Origin of the sequence: Streptomyces sp. NPDC007905 (assembly GCF_042959345.1) — a bacterium.
In the GTDB taxonomy this organism is placed as follows: Bacteria; Actinomycetota; Actinomycetes; order Streptomycetales; family Streptomycetaceae; genus Streptomyces.
In genome coordinates this window covers 26766-44031 of sequence record NZ_JBIBKS010000013.1, presented here as the reverse complement: position 1 = coordinate 44031, position 17266 = coordinate 26766, and the positions used below count along the sequence as shown (strand labels likewise).

The window sequence follows — 17266 nt, the reverse complement described above, 5'->3', positions numbered from 1 at the left end:
CCCCTCCCTTGCAGTGCCCCGAAGGGTGCTGCGCCGGGCATGCGCCCGTACACCGGTGAAATGACATGCAGAGGCCATCTGGTGACAAGTGGTCAGACGGCCGGAGGCGGGATCGGCCGGGGTCAGGCAGCGGCCCTGTGCGGCTGCTGGTCGGAGCTGAGAGAGCGAAGGATCCGCGCCTCTTCGTTGCGGGCGGCGGAGGCGGAGACGCGGCCGGTGGCGCGCCGGACGGCGAGACCGGCGAGGGCGTCGGCGGTTTCGTTGAGGTCATGTCCGATGTGGCCCTTGAGCCAGCGGACCTGGAAGCGGGCGCGATGGGGCAACAGGCGGTCCAGGAGTTCCCTGCCCTCGGGGTAGAGGACGGTGCGGTGGGCAGCTGCCGGATCGGCGCTCGTCATGGCCAGGTTCACCGCCTCGACGGCCTCGGTGCTGTCGCACAGGACGACTACGGGGGCTTCCGGGTGGCGGCCCAGGAGGCTGAGCGCGGCCTGGCAGATACCGATGACCTCGGCCTCGCCGCTGCCCGAGGCCATGGAGTCGCCGTATCCGGTCGTTCCGTCCTCGGCGGCCCAGCCGTAGCCGCACAGTGCGGATTCGTCGCCGACCGCGGCGTCGGCGACGGCCACCGCGGCGCGGCTGGGGGAGTCGTCGAGGATGGCGTAACGCTCCTTGTAGCCGGGGGCGAAACCCTCCGAACCGCCGCCGTCGCCGCCGCCGTCACCGCCGCCGTCCTGCGACGTGTCGGCGGGCGCGTTCCCGGTGAGGAGGGCGGCGAGGGTGCGGTGGCACCGCGGGCAGCCGTCGGCCCGTGCCTCGCAGTCCGCCTGGTGCTCGGTGGCCAGCCGGCAGGCCCGCTGCCACAACTGGGGCTCGTCGGCGGCGAAGCGCAGGAGAGCTGCGGCGCGGCACCGCGCGATGAGCTCCGCGAAGGGCCCAGCGGCCGCACGGTCCCGGATCCGGTCATGGAGATCGGCGATCCGGTGCTTGGCCTCGCGGGCGCGGGCCGCGAGGATCGCGGCGTCCTGATAGGCGTCGTCGAGCGCGTCGAGCTGCGCACGGCGGGCGGTGAGAGGACGGGCGAGCACCTGGCGTTCGGCCTGGGCGATGGCGTAGCGGCCCCAGGCCAGCGCGGTACGGGCATGCCGGCCCCACCGTTCGACCAGCGCGTCGTGCGCGAGGTGCGGATTCTCCTCTTCCCGGGCGTCGCGCAGGAGAACCTGGACGAAGGCGTCGTCGTTGCACTCCAGCAGTTCGCGGACGGCTACCGGCAGTTCGGCGGTAGCCGGGTCCCGCTGCCAAGCCCACAGGGCGAGATCGCTGTCCGGCTCCCGCACATCGGCGGCCGTCGATCCGCGGTCGAGGAGTTCCTCCCGCAGGGCCCGGCCGTACGCTTCCGGGTCCGCGGCGCGCGCCACGCGCAGCTCGAGCGGCTCCAGCGGGGGCCTGCGACGATCGGCGACGCGGCGCGCACGCTGCTCCTTGCACACGGCATCCGCCTCGGACCGTGCCCGGCGCACCCTGCGTGCGTGCTCACGCAGGTGCCGCAGCCGGTGAGGTGCCGGCAGCCCGGAGAGCTCGGCACGCCTGATGTCCCCACGGGCGAGGACATCGGCGTGGGCCAGAGCGACGGCGATGGGCCCGGCGAGCGAAGGGTGGGCCAGGGCCGCGACGGTCTCCGGGGAAGCCATGCCGATCATGCGGGCGAGGACGGCGTCCTGCAGCGCGGTGAAGTCTTCGGTGTAGTGCTGGACCAGCTCGGTGTGCGTGGCGATCGTCACGGTGACCTTCCAAGTCACGAGCGGGGTAACTGGTACGGGCGGTGGGGGTGTTGTGCCCAGCCGGGACGAGTGGGCGGACGTGGGCCCTGCCGCCGAGCGCCTCGGCGCGGGCTCCGGCTACGACCTCAGTAGTTGCCGTTGCTGAGGATGTCGCCGTCAGCGTTGTAGACGGTGACAAGGCCGTTCTTGCTGGCCTTCCCCCGGCCGGCCTGGAAGTCGGCGAAGGCCGAGGCGAGCAGCTTGGCGTTGCCGGTATCCGCGCTGGCCAGGTCCCCGGTGTAGTCCGTGTAGATGTCAGCCGTGTCCAGGATGTCGTTGTTCTTGTCGGCGCCCTGGACCTTGGTGACGTGCGTCGCGGCCTCCCGCGTCTTCGCGGACTCGTGCCGCTTCACGTACGCCTTGAAGGCGTCGACGGTGGACTGCTGGGGCGTGGCGGTCTTGGAGGAGCCGGTGGCCTTGGAGGAGTGACCGCCCTTGGAGGAGCCGGTAGACGCGGCGGAGGACGCGGCGCCGGCCGAGGAGTCGTCCGAGCCGGACCCCGCCACGGACGCGATACCGCCGATCACGATCACGGCCAGGACGCCGAGGCAGCCCAGCTTGACCTTGGACTGTTTCTTCGGCGGCACGGGAGGCTGCGGATATCCCAGCTGCTGCCCGTAGCCCGGCTGCTGCCCGTAGCCCGGCTGCTGCGGGTAGCCCGGCTGCTGCTGCGGGAGCCCGGGCTGGTGCGGGTTTCCCGGCTGCTGCGGGAAGCCGGGCTGCTGCGGGGGCTGGGTGGTCATCTGGGTTCCTCCCGTTGCTATGCGCGATGTGCGATGGCCGTGAGTGGAGAGGTCCGACGCGCGGCGCGCACTCAAGAGAGCGCCCCAGCCGCCGTTTCCACTCGGAAGCAGGAACAGATAAGCACAGCATTGAAAGCACCGTCAATCAGCTTTACGGACTTGACGGCCGTTGTAGTGTGTTAACCGTTCCCTGTCCGACTGGCCCGAGAGGTGCGGAACCCCACGCCATGCCCCAGCAGCCACCAGCCCAGCCGGCGCCCTCAGCGCACGTGACGGCCGCCGAGATCTCCCGCATCGCAGGGGTCACGCGCGCCACCGTCAGCAACTGGCGCCGCCGTCACGACGACTTCCCGGCCCCCAGCGCAGGCACGGAGACCAGCCCGCTCTACGACCTGCCGGCCGTCCAGGCATGGCTGCGGGGACGCGGGCACACCTCCACCGCCTCTCCGACCGAGGAGCTGCGTACGGCGCTACGGCTGCTGGGACCCGGCTCGGGTGTGGCCGCGCGACTGTTCCCGCTGGTGGCTTCCGCGTCCCGCCGCACGCCGGAAGAGCTGGCCGAACTCGCCGCCCTGTCCGACGACCAGCTGATCGCCCGAGCGGAGAAGTCCGCGGGCGAGCTCCCGGTTGCCGTGCCCGAGGCCGAGCCGTTCCGCTACGGTCCGGACGACGCGGGCGTCCTCCGCGCCCTGCTGGGTTGCGTCCGTGAGGCTGGGGCACAGGCCGCCGTCGACGTCCTCGCCGAACGCGAACTGGACGAGAGCGCCGCCAGCGGCGTCTACCAGACCCCGGAGGGCCTGGCCCTCCTCATGGCACGGCTGCTGCCCGCCGGCACGTCCCGCGTCCTCGACCCCGCCTGTGGCAGCGGCACGCTCCTCGCCGCCGCCGCCCGGCAGGGCGCCCACGAGCTGTTCGGGCAGGACTCGCTTCCCGTCCAGGGCCAACGCACCGCGGTCCGGCTGCTGCTCGCCGCACCCGGGGCCGAGACGGCGATCCGCGTCGGCGACAGCCTGCGCGCCGACGCCTTCCCCGACGTCACCGTGGACGCCGTCCTGTGCAACCCGCCGTTCGCCGACCGCGATTGGGGTCACGACGAGCTGGCCTACGACCCGAGGTGGGCGTACGGACTCCCACCGCGCATCGAATCCGAACTGGCCTGGGTGCAACACGCCCTGGCGCACCTGGAGCCCGGCGGCCACGCGGTCATGCTGCTGCCGCCCGCGCTCGCCTTCCGCTCCTCCGGCCGCCGCATCCGCGCGGAACTCATCCGCAGCGGGGCCCTGCGCGCCGTCGTCTCACTTCCGGCGCGTGCCGCGTATCCGCTCCACATCGGGCTGCAGATCTGGGTGCTCCAACGCCCCGAGCCGGGCGGCACGGACCGTACGACGGTGCTGTTCGTCGACGGGGAGGGCGAGCAGCGGGACGGCGCCACGGGCACGCCGTCCGCCACCGACACGGCCACGGCCGGCGCCGGCACCCGTGGCGGCTCACGCCCCCGCCGATCCGGCTCCTCCTCTGCGCCCGCCTCTTCCGCCTCTGCCTCCTCCTTCGACTGGGCGGGGCTGACCGACCGGGTCCTCGCCCAGTGGGCCGCGTTCACCACCGCTCCCGACACCTACGCCGACGAGCCCGGCGTCGCCCGCGCGGTGCCGCTCGTCGACCTCCTCGACGACGTCGTCGACGTCACCCCGGCCCGCCATGTGCGGGCGACCGCGGCCGACATCGACCCGGCCGCCCTGTCCCGCCGCGTCCACGACCTGCACGAGCAACTGGCCGACCAGGTAGCTGCCTTGGCGGCCGCCTCCGCGTCCGGCGGGTGGCAGCCGTCCGGGGCCTCGGCCCGCGAGTGGCGTACGGCGACCGTCTCCGACCTGGCGCGCGGCGGGGCCCTGACCGTGCTGCGGGCGGCGCCGTCCGGCACCCGAGGCTCCAAGGGCTCCGCCGCCCCCACCATGGACCGGCCGGTCCTCACCGCCTCGGACATCTCCGCCGGGAACCCCCCGTCCATCAGGGCCGTCGACCTCCACGCGGACGCCGCGCAACCCGTCGCCGCCGGTGACGTCCTCGTACGCGCCCTCGGGGGCGGCGGCGCCGCGGCCTCGATGACCCGGGTCGCGGACGACCAGGACGCCGGAGCCCTGCTCGGTCCGCACATCCACCTCCTGCGCCCCGACCCGGCCCGCCTCGACCCGTGGTTCCTGGCCGGGTTCCTCGGCGCCGAGGACAACATCGCCTCCGCGTCCACCGGCAGCACCCACGTGCACGTCACACCGGGCCGGCTGCGCGTACCGCTGCTGCCCCTGGAGGAACAGCGGCGCTACGGGGAGGCCTTCCGCCGCGTGTACGAGTTGCGCGCGGCCGTCCGCCGAACCACCGACCTCGCCGCCGACACCGCGGCCACCCTGACCACCGGCCTCACCGCCGGCGTACTCCTGCCACCGGACAGCCCGGACAGCCCGGACAACGGTTCCGCCTGAAACGCCCCACGCGTCCCACCGCACACGACCACACTGGATCCCTGCCGTCCCCCGCCCGGACGGTGCTCTTCGGAAGGAAGCCGGGACCTCTTGAACAGCAGCAAGCACACGGAGCTGGCGAACCACGCCTGGTCCGTCGCCGATCTCCTGCGCGGCGACTACAAGCAGTCCGACTACGGCAAGGTGATCCTGCCGTTCACCGTGCTGCGCCGCCTGGAGTGCGTCCTGGAGCCGACGCGCGAGAAGGTCGTCGAGACCGTCGCCAGGTTCGCGGGCCAGGACATCGACACCGACCACTTCCTGCGCAAGGCCTCGGGCCACTCCTTCTACAACAAGAGCGACCTCACGCTGCGGAAGATCGCGGCCGACCCGCAGAACGCGGCGAAGAACCTGCAGATCTACGTCGGCGCCTTCTCCGACAACGCCCGCGAGGTCCTCGACAAGTACGAGTTCAACCAGCAGGTCAGGAAGCTCGACAGCGCGAACCTGCTCTACCGGGTCATCGGCAAATTCACCGACCTCGACCTGCACCCCGATGTCGTGCCCAACCACAACATGGGTTACATCTTCGAGGAGTTGATCCGCCGCTTCGCCGAGCAGTCGAACGAGACCGCAGGTGAGCACTTCACCCCGCGCGAGGTCATCAAGCTGATGGTCAACCTGCTGGTGGCGCCCGACGCGGACGCCCTCAGCCTGCCCGGTGTCGTCCGTACGGTCATGGACCCGGCCTGCGGCACGGGCGGCATGCTCAGCGCCGCCGACGACCGCATCAAGGCCCTCAACCCGGACGCGACGGTCGAGGTGTACGGGCAGGAGCTCAACCCCGAGTCCTGGGCGATCTGCCGGTCCGACCTGATGATCAAGGGCCAGGACCCGGAGAACATCCGCTTCGGCAACTCCTTCTCCGACGACGGCCACGCCCGCCGCACCTTCGACTACATCCTCGCCAACCCGCCGTTCGGCGTGGAGTGGAAGAAGGTCAAGGAGGAGGTCGAGTACGAGCACAAGTCGCTCGGCGACGCCGGCCGCTTCGGCGCGGGGCTGCCGCGCATCAACGACGGCTCGCTGCTCTTCCTCCAGCACATGATCTCGAAGATGAAGCCGGTGGACGTGAACGGCGGGGGCGGCTCCCGCATCGCCATCGTCTTCAACGGCTCCCCGCTGTTCACGGGCGCGGCCGAGTCCGGCGAGTCCAACATCCGCCGCTGGATCCTGGAGAACGACTGGCTGGAGGCCATCGTCGCCCTCCCGGACCAGCTCTTCTACAACACCGGCATCTCCACGTACTTCTGGATCCTCACCAACCGCAAGGACGCCGACCACAAGGGCAAGGTCGTCCTGCTCGACGCGCGCGACCAGTGGCAGAAGATGCGCAAGTCGCTCGGCGACAAGCGCAAGGAGCTCGGCGACGGGACGAACGGCCGCCCCGACCACATCGGCGACATCACCCGGCTGTACGCGGAGGCTCTGCAGGTCGCGGGCGACCCGGACCACGCTCTGCACGGCAAGGTCAAGTTCTTCTGGAACGAGGACTTCGGCTACCAGCGCATCACCGTGGAGCGGCCGTTGAAGCTCCGCTTCGAGGTCACGGAGGAGACCTTGGCGGCGCTGGCGGAGGCCAAGCCGGTGGCAAAGCTGGAGCGTAGCGAGGAGTTCGTCGCGGCGGTGCGTACGCTGCTCGGCTCGTCCTGGACGACGAAGTCCGACGCTTTCGTCGCGCTCAAGGACGCGGTGGTCGCGGCCGGCCTGACCTGGCCGTCGGGAGCGCCGTTCGCGAAGGCGGTACGGGAGACGATCGGCATCCGAGATCCTGAGGGCGAGGTCCAGAAGGTCAAGGGCGCGCCGGAGCCGGACGCGGACCTGCGGGACTACGAGAACGTTCCGCTGGGCGAGGACGTCGAGGAGTACCTCAAGCGCGAGGTGCTGCCGCACGTGCCGGACGCGTGGATCGACCACACGAAGACGAAGATCGGCTACGAAATCCCGTTCACCCGGCACTTCTACGTGTACAAGCCGCCGAGGCCGCTGGCGGAGATCGACGCGGAGTTGAAGTCGCTCGAGGCGGAGATTCAGGCGCTGTTGAGTGAGGTTACGGAATGAGCCACGACTCGACCAAAGCATCGACGCAACGCCTTCGTTGGTTGATGACGCACGTCGCCTCAGGTCCGAGCCCAACCTGCGAAAACCGGAACATCGAGGGCGATGAAGAATGGGGAGTCCTCAAGACGACCGCGATCACTTGGGCGGGATGGAACCCGCGTGAACACAAGGTTTTGCCCGAGCAGTTCTGGGGAATCCGCGGAAGTGAGGTACGGGCCGGAGATGTAATAGTCACCAAGGCAGGTCCGAGGCATCGCGTGGGTGTGGCCGCCTATGTGGATGAGGCACCCAGGCGGCTCGCGGTATCGGGAAAGATGGTCTTGCTGCGTCCCGACCCAACAGTCGTAGACCCCCGCTTCCTAGCCTGGAATCTATGCACCCCTGGACCTCAGGCATACCTGGATTCGTGTAAGACGGGTATGGCGGAATCTCAGATGAACTTTGCCAACGAAGACCTGCTTGGGCTGCAAGTCGAATTGCCGCCGCTGGAGCGGCAACGCGACATCGCTGACTTCCTCGACGCCGAGACCGCCCGCATCGACCAGCTGGCGTTGAAGCGCCGCCAGATGCGGAGTTTGCTGACGCTCAAGCGGGAACGGCTCATTGAGTCGACGCTGGGCCTTGAGCGATCGCAGACGACTGATGCTTTGGTACCTCTGAAGTATCTGGTGGCCGATGTCACCGTTGGAATCGTCATCACTCCGGCCAAGTGGTATGTAGAAGCGGGCGGAACTCCCGCACTGCGGGGCCTAAACGTCAAGCCTGGTTCCATCAGCACCAGCGACCTCGTGCAGATCAGTGCTGAGGGACATGCCGAGAACCGCAAGTCGCGACTCAGTACCGGTGACGTTGTCGTTGTGCGCACGGGCCAGGCAGGTGCAGCAGCTGTGGTACCACCTGAGCTGGATGGGGCGAATTGCATCGACCTCATCGTGGTGCGTCCCGGCAGGAAGATCGCACCGAGGTACTTGCAGTACGTCTTGAACTCGGGCTATGCCAGTGCACGGGTTGCGGAGCACTCTGTCGGCAGTATCCAAGCGCACTTCAATGTGGGCGCCATGAAGCAGATCCCGATCCCCTCTATTCCTCGCACAGAGCAGGACGAGATTGTTCGCCTGCTTGACGTCAGGGTCGGTGCTCTAGACCTGCTGCATCGCAAACTGGATCACCAGGAGCAGCTCCTCACCGAGCGCCGCCAAGCCCTCATCACCGCCGCCGTAACCGGCCAGTTCGACGTCTCCACTGCCAGCGGACGCAACGTAAGGGACGGAGTGAGCGCGTAGCCATGAGCCCCATCCACACGGAGTCCGCCTTCGGTGATGCCATCGTCGCCTCCATGGTCGAGCGTGGCTGGCGCGAAGCGCGGCCGCAGGACTACCGGGCCGATCTCGGTCTGGACACCAACGAGTTGTTCACGTTCATCGGGGCGACCCAGCCCGACGAGTGGAGCGAGTTGCTCACCGTCTACGGCGGCGACCCGAACGAGGCGCAGCGCGGGTTCGCCGGCCGCCTCGACCAAGCCATCGCCATCAACGGGCTCCTCGATGTGCTCCGCAACGGCGTCAAGGACCGGGGTGTCCTGCTCCGCGTCGCCTACTTCAAGCCGAACCTCGTGGCCCACGACTCCGTGCTGGACGGCTACCGGGCCAACCGCCTCACCGTCGTCCGCGAACTCGAGTACGCGACAAAGCAGGCCGACTGGGGCAACCGGCTCGACCTCGCCCTGTTCCTCAACGGAATCCCCGTCGCCACGGCCGAGTTGAAGAACCCGCTGACCAAGCAAGGCGTCGAGCAGGCCAAGGAGCAGTACCGCACCGACCGGGACCCCACCGAGCTGATCTTCACGCGCCGGGTCGTCGCTAACTTCGCCGTCGACCCGGACCTGGTCTTCGTCGCCACCCAGCTCAAGGGCAAGAACACCCGCTTCCTCCCGTTCAACACCGGCTCCAACGGCCCCGGTCAGCCGGGCGGCGCGGGCAACCCGGCCCCGACCGCCTACGGCACGTACGCGACCTCCTACCTCTGGGAGCAGGTCTGGCAGCCGGACAACTGGCTGGACCTGCTCCAGCGGTTCGTGCACCGTCACAAGAGCAAGACACCCGGCGGCAGCACCAAGACGATGATCTTCCCCAGGTTCCACCAGTGGGACGTGGTCAAGAAGCTCACCGCGCACGCCTCCACCCACGGCGCCGGACACGACTACCTGGTCATGGCCTCGGCCGGCTCGGGCAAGTCGAACACCATCGGCTGGCTCGCGCACCGCCTCAGCGACCTGCACACCCCCACCGACCCGTCGGAGCTCGACGCCGCGGCCGTGGCCAAGGGCCTCAAGCCGGGCGTGCCGGTCTTCGACAAGGTCATCGTCATCACCGACCGCCGCAACCTGGACGCCCAGCTCCGGGAAACGGTCGGCAGTTTCGAGCAGACCGCGGGCCTCGTCGTGAAGATCGACGAGAAGCACGGGGCGAAGGGCGAGCAGCTCGCCAAGGCCCTCTCCCGTGACACCGGGAAGATCGTCACCGTCACCCTGCACTCCTTCCCGGCACTGCTGGACTACCTCCAGCGCAACCCGACCGAGATCCAGGGCAGCCGTTTCGCGATCATCGTGGACGAGGCGCACTCCTCACAGTCCGGCGACGCCGCCACCGCCGTACGGTCGGCGCTGCGCGACCTCGGCCTGGACTCCGACTCGGACGACGCGGGCGCGACCACGGTCAAGGCCGAGGCCGCCAGCCTCGACGAGCAGCTCAAGAAGAGGGCCGAGCAGCGTTCCCGCGCCGCGAACCTCTCCTACTTCGCGTTCACCGCCACGCCGAAGGCCAAGACCCTCGAACTCTTCGGCACGCTCCAGGACATCGACGGCAAGGCGACCTACCGGCCCTTCCACACGTACTCCATGCGGCAGGCGATCGAGGAGGGCTTCATCCTCGATCCGCTCCGCAACTACGTGACGTACAACACGTACTGGAAGCTGGTGAACCAGAACCCGGACGAGCGGGAGGTCGACCCGTCGAAGGCGAACGGCCTGCTCGCCCGGTACGCGCTCACCCATGACTCGACGGTCGCCCAGCACGCCCAGGTGATCGTGGAGCACTTCGTGGCGCACAGCAGGGGCCGCCTCGGCGGTCGGGCCAAGTCCATGGTGGTGACCGCCTCGCGGCAGTCCGCCGTGCAGATGGCGCGCGCGATCAAGAGCTACATCAAGGACCGGGACTACGACACCAAGTACCCCGATCTGGGCGTCCTCGTCGCCTTTTCCGGCTCGCTCACCATCGACGGCGAGGAGACCACCGAGCCCAAGGAGAACGGCGGGCTGTCGGAGAGCGCGCTACCTAAGGCGTTCGCGTACACGCGTGCCGACGACAAGGCCGCCCGGGCCGGCGGTGCGGGCCAGCGCGAGTACCGGATCCTGGTCGTGGCGGAGAAGTACCAGACCGGGTTCGACCAGCCGCTGCTGACGACGATGTACGTCAACAAGTCGCTGACCGGCATCTCCGCCGTCCAGACCCTTTCGCGGCTGAACCGGACCGCCGAGCGCAAGACCCAGGCGGACCTGGCGGTACTGGACTTCGTCAACGACGCGAACGACATACAGGACGCCTTCCGCCCGTACTTCGAGGAGGCGAACACCCTCCCCTCCGACCCCAACCTGCTCTACACGGCGCAGAGCCGGGTCATGCAGGCCGGGATTCTGTCCGGGCAGGAGATGGACGAGTTCGCCGCCGCGTACTTCGCCGCCAAGGAGAAGGCGGCGGGCTCGCAGTCCAAGTGGGAGAAGCTGCACGCCGAGCTGTACCGGCTGCTCTCCCCCGCCGTCGCCCGCTTCACGCCCCTGCTGGAGAGCGAGGACGAGGACGACCAGGAGACGGCGGAGGGCTTCCGCGCCGACCTGAACGACTACGTCAGGAAGTACGGCTTCCTCGCGCAGATCGTCCCCTACCGGGACGCCGAGCTGGAGCGGCTGCACCTCTACGGCCGCTACCTCCTCAACCGGCTGCCGCGCCGCGCGGACGGCGGCGTGGACATAGGCGAGGTCGACCTCAGCCATATGCGGGTGGAGAAGACCGGCGAGTACGACGTCTCCCTCACCTCCGAGGGGCCGACGACGATGCAGGGCTTCGGCGACGGCTCGGGCGGTGCGAAGGAAGCGGAGAAGTCGCTGCTGTCGCAGTTGATCGAGAAGTTCAACGAACGCTTCGGCACCGAGTTCACCGAGCAGGACGTCATCCGGCCCTTCGAGGAGGCCAAGGCCGACCCGAAGGTGCGGGCGGCGGCCGTCGTCAACGACGAGGACAACTTCGGCCTCGTCTTCGACAACGTCTTCGCGGACAAGATGGCCGACCACATCGACACCATCGCGGGCATGGGCCGCCAGTACTTCGGCCCCGACAAGGGCTTCAAGTCCAGCTTGGACCGCAGCGCCCGCAAGGCCGCCTGGCGGATGATCCGCCGCGAGGAGGGCCTGGACGACTGACGTCCGACTCGTACGCCCCGGCTGAACGTGCCGGCCGGGGCACCCCTTGTGCTCCGCACGCCGTAGCCGTGCGGAGAAGAAGGCTCACGAGCTGGTGCCGGCTGCCGCGGCCTTCTACCTCCCCTCGACCACGAGAAGCCACTTCAGGAGCGGGCGATGGACAACGAGATTCAGCTGATCAGTGACGGTGACGGACTCGCGGTCATCGGGAATCCGACGGATGTCGATCGCTTCCTCGTCTCGGAGGGACTGGTGTCCCAGGACCTCGGACTGGAACGGCTCAAGTCCGCCGTCGGTACCGGGGCCGTAGTCGCGCAGGCAGGTTCGGAGATCGCCGCCAACTCCGGTCGCTGGGTGAAGCTGACGCGGGAGTCGGCACAGAGTGTCCATAAGTACGGGCTGATGGAAAGCAAGACGCCAGGCGTCCGCCATGCGATGGTGGGGAAACCTGGCTCGATCAAGTCGTGGCTCCAGGTCGAGAAGGGGGCCGGCTCGTTTCTGACCAACCCGGCTCTTCTGGCCGGTGCCGCGGGGATCATGGCGCAGGTGGCGATGCAACAGAGCATGGCCGAGATCACCGACTATCTCGCCACCATCGACGAGAAGGTCGACGACGTGCTGCGCGCCCAGAAGGACACCGCGTTGGCCCGCATGATCGGAGTGGGCTTGGTCATCGAGGAGACCATGACCATCCGGGAGAAGAGGGGCAGGGTCGACGAGATCATGTGGTCGAAGGTGCAGACCGCGCCGACGACGATCGCAGAGACCCAGGTCTACGCCTTGCGTCAACTCGACGCACTCGCGGAGAAGATGGAGCGCAAGACCGACATGGGCGATCTGGCCGCGACGGCCAAGGAAGCCGAGTCGGCGGTTCCGGAGTGGCTCGCTGTGCTGGCTCGCTGCTTCCAGCTGCAGGACGCGATCGCCGTTCTCGAACTCGACCGGGTGCTGGACGCGTCTCCGGAGGAGCTGGACGGGCATCGCAGCGGGCTGAAGGATGCCCGGCAGGACCGGCTGGACCGGATCACGCTCAGCACCGAGCGCCTGGTGGCCCGGATGAACGCGGCCGCCGACTCGGCCAACGCGAAGGTGCTGCTGAACCCGGCCGCGTCCCCGGCTGTGGTCCAGTCGAGCAACCGTGTCTCGGCCAGTGTCCATGACTTCCACGGACGGCTCGGCATCGAGTCCGGACGCCAGTCCTCGGAGGCGATCCGATGGACGGACGCGGCCGCGGAGGCGATGGACAAGGTGCTCGAGGCAGGAGAAGAGAGCGTCGATGCCGCCTGGCGCGTCGGTAGCGAGACCCTCGGCCAGGCCAGATCGGCGACGGGCAAGCTTTCCAGCGGGATTGCCGAGCTCTCCAGCGGGGTTGCCGAGCGAGCGCTCCGTTGGCTCGGGGACAACGAGTAACGCCACGAGGAAGGTTGATGGGCGGCGACCGTCAGTCATGGGGCTCGGTTGACGGATTTGGCCCCCGGCAACACCCTCGATTGCGACGAGCCAAGAAGGCCGGTGGTCGCGGTCGGCCCTCAGACGTGAGTGCCCGGCCGTCAGTGCGACTGAGCACCAACTTTCTGCGTACAACCCTGTGCGCCGTGCAAGTTGTCCTCTGCGTGAGGTGCAACGGATCTGGAGGGGAAAGAATGAACGACGCGGCGGGCGAGCTCGAGGAGTCTCGGCTCCAGAAGGCCGTCGAGACGATCGTCCTCACACCGGAGGCGGCCGCAAAGCTCGTAGACGGCTACCGTGCGACCTTCGAAGACAAGTTCAAGCGGAAGCCCGAGAGCCCCGAGGACAGGCGCCGGATCGCGGCCAAGATCATAGGCCGGTACTCCAAAATCTCGGCAGCCGCCGGGGCGGCCACCGCGGCCCCGAGCGTGATCCCAGGGATCGGAACTGCGGTCGCAGTCCTGGGCGGTGGTGCCGCTGACGTTGCCGTGGCTCTCAAGCTCCAGGTCGACATGTGCATGTGCCTGGTCGAGGTGTACGAGACCGAGCTGAGCAATGAGGACAAGAAGCACCTCGCCTTCACGATCGCGTTGGCGGGTTCGGCAGAACAAATGGCGACAAAGGGCGGCAAGGCCGCCGTACAGAAGATCGCCGAGAAGCTGGTCTACCAGTACCTGAAGGGGCCCGCCCTGGTCACGATCAAGCAGTTGTTCAAGCGGGTGTCCATCACCTTCACCCAGAAGGCGATGGCCAAGGCGATTCCAGCCGGCATCGGTGTCGCATTCAGCAGCTCAACGAACTACGTTCTGACGACGGTGGTGGGCAAGGTTGCCGTCGCCGTCCTGGCCAAAGATGTGAAATAGCTTCCGCCCCTCACCCCGACAAGACGCGGGCGCCCAGCCGCCAGTGCGACTGGGCCCCATGGGGGTTGTGAATGTACTGCTCAGACGGTCTGGTCGGCGGCCAGCCGGACGAGCCCGGCCCACGCGTCGGGAGCGACCGTCAGAACCGGTCCGGATCGGACCTTCGAGTCGCGGATGTGTATGCCCTCGACGGCGGCTGCGATCTCTACGCAGTCGCCCCCCTCAGCGCCGCTGTAGCTGCTTTTGAACCAGGCGAGTTCCAGAGCGGCATTCGAGCTGTCTGCGGTGTTCATAGCTCTCCCAGCAACTTCTCGATGAATCCCAGGGACTCTCGCGGAGTGAGAGCCTGGGACCGGATGATTCCATAGCGCGCGGCGGCGAGACGCACCTCTTCTCGGTCCGTCAGGAGGCTGCTGCGTCCTTGGACCTCCATGTACGTGAACTGCTCTCCGCCCTTGCGGGTGATCACCGTGAACGGGCCGTCCACGCCGGCGTTGTCCTCGCGGTCGAGCGGCATGACCTGGATCTCCACATTGCGCTTCTGGCCGATGAGCAGGAGCTGTTCGAGCTGCCCTCGCAGTACTGCCCTTCCACCGAGTGGCTTACGCAGCACGGACTCTTCGAGCACGAAGCTGAGCAGGGGCGCGGGCCAGCGCTCGAAGATCGTCTGTCTGGCGAGCCGCGCTGCCACCCGCAGCTCGATCGTCTCCTCGTCCAGCAGCGGGCGCCGCATGGCGAGCAACGCCCGCGTGTACTCCTCCGTCTGCAACAGCCCTTTGACCACGTGGGTGTCGTAGGAGCACAGGTCGACCGCCTCCGCCTCCAACCGCGCCATATCCCGGAAGAACGCCGGATACTGCGCCCGCCCCACCTCCTCCTTCAGCGCCTTGAGCACGCCCCCGGCGTCCAGCACCTCGTCCGCGCGGTCGATGAACCTCGGCGGGGGAATCCGCCGCCCCTGCTCGAAGGAAGCGATCGACTGGCCCGCGTAGCCCGTGAGCCTCCCGAACTCCGGCCGCTCCAGGCCCGCCCGTACCCGCAGCAGCTTCAACTGCCGCCCGAACGCCGTCACCACGCCCGATCCCGGCTCGTCCTCCGGCCTCGGCCCGGCGTCATCCCGCGCACCCTCGGCCTCGCCCTGCCCCACCGACTCCAGCGACTCCATCGGCTCCACCGCCTCCCCGGCCCCGTTCCCCGGCCCAACGCGCCCACCCCGAGCCGGCCACGCGGCGCGCCTCGTACACCTCCCGCCCCGCCACGTACAACCGGCACGCGACGGCGCGTCACCACTGGTCACGCTACGCCACCGCCGGAAGCGTTGAGGGCATGAACAACGAGATCGCTCCCCCGACCGCGTCCCACTGCCTCAGCAGCCCCACAGGCCACTTCGCGATGCGCTTCAGCTCCACCCCGCGCGGCGGATGATCCGCCGCGAGGAGGGCCTGGACGACGACGCCTGATGCGTACGCCTCGGCTGGATATGCTGGCCGGGGCACCCTTTGGAGGACATCGTGAGCACACAGCCGGACCACGGCACGGAGCTGGTACCGCGCCCCGAACGTACCCCCGACGCGGTCCGCGTGGCGCTCGCCCGGATCGCTCCTCACCGCCTGGACGAGATGGAAAAGCACAAGGAAGAAGCACTCGCCGCCGCCATTCGGACCAGCAAGATCGGGCACCTTCAGCACTGGCTGACCCACTGGGCCGCTCAGGTGGAGATCGAGCGACGGCCCGATCTCTCCGCACGCCGTAGCCGTGCTCTCGCCACGATCCACGGCACGACATGCAAGGACGACCCCGCATTCCGATCCGCCATGGACGAGCTGCGTGCCGTCGAGGACGTGGCGGCACAGGCGGTGTCCGAGTGACATGGAGGTGGGAGTACGACCCCAGCGAGGCGTACGTCATCGGCTGAGCACCGCCGGCGTTCGTCGCCGAGGTCGAGAAAAAGGCTGACGAGCTGGTGCGGGCTGCTGCGGCCTTCTACCGCGACGGAACACAGTACGAAGGGCTGGGCCCGAAGGGAGATACCGCGCATATCGACAGCGGATTCTTCGTCTACCTCATCGTTCCCCGGCACGAATGCGTATACGTTCGCCAGGTGACCTGGATCTGATCCGGCGGTCGGCCCCCGGCTCTGCGGAGCGGGGGCGTTCTTCTGTCTCGGCTGACCGTGCAAGATGTGGGGGCCCAGCCGCCTGTGCGACAGGGCACCCACGGGGGTTACGAATGTACGGCTCAGATGGTCTGGTCGGCGGCCAGTCGGACGAGCCCGGCCCACGCGTCGGGGGTGACCGTCAGAACCGGTCCGGATCGGACCTTCGAGTCCCGGATGTGTACGGTTCCGGGAGCCTCGGCGACCTCGACGCATTCGCCGCCGTTGCCCGTGCTGTAACTGCTCTTGAACCAAGCGGCTTCCGGCACAGCCGCTCTGCTGCGCTGCACGTTCATGCCTCTCCCATCAGTTGCTCGATGAACGCCGACGACTCGCTCGGGGTCAGCGCCTGTGATCGGAGGATGCCATAGCGTGCTTCGAGCGTACGTACGTATGAGGTATCGGTGTAGAGACGACTGTCGTCCTGGACCTCCGCGTACGCGATGCGATGCCCCTTGTCGGTGTCGATCAAGGTGAAGGGGCCGCCGAGCGCGGCGTGATCCTCCCGTCCGATCGGCATGACCTGTACTTCTACATTCCTCGATTGCCCAATGAGCAGGATCTGTTCCAGGGCCCCGCGCATGGTTTTCGGACCGCCGAGCTGCCTGCGTAGCACCGCTTCCTCGATGACGAAACTCATCAGAGGAGCCGGGCGACGGGTGAAGATGCTCTGCCGCACCATACGAGCTTCCAAGCGCTGCTCGATTACGTCGTCCTCCAGCAGTGGGCGCTGCATCTGGAAGACAGCCCGTGCGTAGTCCTCCGTCTGCAATAGCCCGGGCACGGCGTACACGGCATACACATTCAGCGCCGTCGCCCGCGCCTCCAAGCGCGCCGCGTCCCGGAAGAACGCCGGATACTGTGCCCGCCCCACCTCCTCCTTCAGCGCCTTGAGCACGCCCCCGGCGTCCAGCACCTCGTCCGCGCGGTCGATGAACCTGGGCGAGGGGATCCGCCGCCCCTGCTCGAAGGAAGCGATCGACTGGCCGGCGTAACCCGTGAGCTTCCCGAACTCCGGCCGCTCCAGGCCCGCCCGTACCCGCAGCAGCTTCAACTGCCGCCCGAATGCCGTCACCACGCTCGATCCCGGCTCGTCCTCCGGCCTCGGCCCGGCGTCATCCCGCGCACCCTCAGCCTCGCCCTGCCCCACCGACTCCAGCGACTCCATCGGCTCCACCGCCTCCCCGG

At 68.5% G+C, this 17266-nt stretch carries 13 protein-coding genes; 7 read left to right on the top strand and 6 right to left on the bottom strand.

Translation table 11 applies throughout. The features are described 5' to 3' along the window. Window positions 1-122 precede the first annotated feature (122 nt). Both ACFZDC_RS23170 and ACFZDC_RS23165 read right to left on the bottom strand, forming a co-directional pair. Complete coding sequence (locus tag ACFZDC_RS23170) at window positions 123-1778, bottom strand: ribonuclease HI (protein WP_391326615.1); 1656 nt, start codon at window positions 1776-1778, stop codon at window positions 123-125. A 125-nt stretch (window positions 1779-1903) separates the two neighbouring features. Then, a complete protein-coding gene (locus tag ACFZDC_RS23165) occupies window positions 1904-2560 on the bottom strand; it encodes a hypothetical protein (RefSeq protein ID WP_391326613.1) in 657 nt (218 codons plus the stop codon). Window positions 2561-2829: 269 nt separating this feature from the next. On the opposite strand from ACFZDC_RS23165, the gene ACFZDC_RS23160 reads away from it, so the two are divergent. The 6 genes from ACFZDC_RS23160 to ACFZDC_RS23135 all read left to right on the top strand — a co-directional run bounded on the left by ACFZDC_RS23160 (window position 2830) and on the right by ACFZDC_RS23135 (window position 13923). Next, window positions 2830-5037, top strand: coding sequence for an N-6 DNA methylase (locus tag ACFZDC_RS23160; protein ID WP_391326924.1), 2208 nt, complete (start codon window positions 2830-2832; stop codon window positions 5035-5037). A 90-nt stretch (window positions 5038-5127) separates the two neighbouring features. Further along, window positions 5128-7137, top strand: a complete 2010-nt coding sequence (locus ACFZDC_RS23155; protein ID WP_391326611.1) for an N-6 DNA methylase — start codon at window positions 5128-5130, stop codon at window positions 7135-7137. Window positions 7138-7571: 434 nt separating this feature from the next. Further along, window positions 7572-8420, top strand: a complete 849-nt coding sequence (locus ACFZDC_RS23150; RefSeq protein WP_391326608.1) for a hypothetical protein — start codon at window positions 7572-7574, stop codon at window positions 8418-8420. 2 nt (window positions 8421-8422) lie between these two features. Beyond that, on the top strand, window positions 8423-11611 hold the full coding sequence (locus ACFZDC_RS23145; protein WP_391326606.1) for a type I restriction endonuclease: 3189 nt from the start codon (window positions 8423-8425) through the stop codon (window positions 11609-11611). A gap of 156 nt (window positions 11612-11767) precedes the next feature. Continuing rightward, window positions 11768-13021: a hypothetical protein gene (locus tag ACFZDC_RS23140; protein WP_391326604.1), complete on the top strand. Its 1254-nt coding sequence runs from the start codon at window positions 11768-11770 to the stop codon at window positions 13019-13021. A gap of 233 nt (window positions 13022-13254) precedes the next feature. Continuing rightward, window positions 13255-13923, top strand: coding sequence for a hypothetical protein (locus tag ACFZDC_RS23135; RefSeq protein WP_391326602.1), 669 nt, complete (start codon window positions 13255-13257; stop codon window positions 13921-13923). Window positions 13924-14003: 80 nt separating this feature from the next. Here ACFZDC_RS23135 and ACFZDC_RS23130 read toward each other — a convergent pair whose 3' ends face one another. Next, window positions 14004-14216: a DUF397 domain-containing protein gene (locus tag ACFZDC_RS23130; protein WP_391326600.1), complete on the bottom strand. Its 213-nt coding sequence runs from the start codon at window positions 14214-14216 to the stop codon at window positions 14004-14006. Next, entirely contained in the window at window positions 14213-15088 is an 876-nt protein-coding gene (locus tag ACFZDC_RS23125) for a Scr1 family TA system antitoxin-like transcriptional regulator (protein WP_391326598.1), read from the bottom strand. The genes ACFZDC_RS23130 and ACFZDC_RS23125 overlap by 4 nt, the downstream gene beginning before the upstream one ends. 346 nt (window positions 15089-15434) lie before the next feature. Between ACFZDC_RS23125 and ACFZDC_RS23120 the strand changes: the two genes are divergently transcribed. Further along, window positions 15435-15791 (top strand): hypothetical protein, encoded by a 357-nt coding sequence (locus tag ACFZDC_RS23120; RefSeq protein WP_391326596.1) that lies wholly within the window; start codon window positions 15435-15437, stop codon window positions 15789-15791. 370 nt (window positions 15792-16161) lie between these two features. Here ACFZDC_RS23120 and ACFZDC_RS23115 read toward each other — a convergent pair whose 3' ends face one another. Beyond that, window positions 16162-16374, bottom strand: a complete 213-nt coding sequence (locus ACFZDC_RS23115; RefSeq protein WP_391326594.1) for a DUF397 domain-containing protein — start codon at window positions 16372-16374, stop codon at window positions 16162-16164. Then, window positions 16371-17246: a Scr1 family TA system antitoxin-like transcriptional regulator gene (locus tag ACFZDC_RS23110; protein ID WP_391326592.1), complete on the bottom strand. Its 876-nt coding sequence runs from the start codon at window positions 17244-17246 to the stop codon at window positions 16371-16373. The genes ACFZDC_RS23115 and ACFZDC_RS23110 overlap by 4 nt, the downstream gene beginning before the upstream one ends. Window positions 17247-17266 lie beyond the last annotated feature (20 nt).

Coding starts and splice junctions, on each gene's coding strand:
- ACFZDC_RS23110 (WP_391326592.1), bottom strand. CDS start 17,246: ATGGAGTCGCTGGAGTCGGTGGGGCAGGGCGAGGCTGAGGGTGCGCGG.
- ACFZDC_RS23150 (WP_391326608.1), top strand. CDS start 7,572: ATGAACTTTGCCAACGAAGACCTGCTTGGGCTGCAAGTCGAATTGCCG.
- ACFZDC_RS23140 (WP_391326604.1), top strand. CDS start 11,768: ATGGACAACGAGATTCAGCTGATCAGTGACGGTGACGGACTCGCGGTC.
- ACFZDC_RS23115 (WP_391326594.1), bottom strand. CDS start 16,374: ATGAACGTGCAGCGCAGCAGAGCGGCTGTGCCGGAAGCCGCTTGGTTC.
- ACFZDC_RS23135 (WP_391326602.1), top strand. CDS start 13,255: ATGAACGACGCGGCGGGCGAGCTCGAGGAGTCTCGGCTCCAGAAGGCC.
- ACFZDC_RS23130 (WP_391326600.1), bottom strand. CDS start 14,216: ATGAACACCGCAGACAGCTCGAATGCCGCTCTGGAACTCGCCTGGTTC.
- ACFZDC_RS23145 (WP_391326606.1), top strand. CDS start 8,423: ATGAGCCCCATCCACACGGAGTCCGCCTTCGGTGATGCCATCGTCGCC.
- ACFZDC_RS23165 (WP_391326613.1), bottom strand. CDS start 2,560: ATGACCACCCAGCCCCCGCAGCAGCCCGGCTTCCCGCAGCAGCCGGGA.
- ACFZDC_RS23125 (WP_391326598.1), bottom strand. CDS start 15,088: ATGGAGTCGCTGGAGTCGGTGGGGCAGGGCGAGGCCGAGGGTGCGCGG.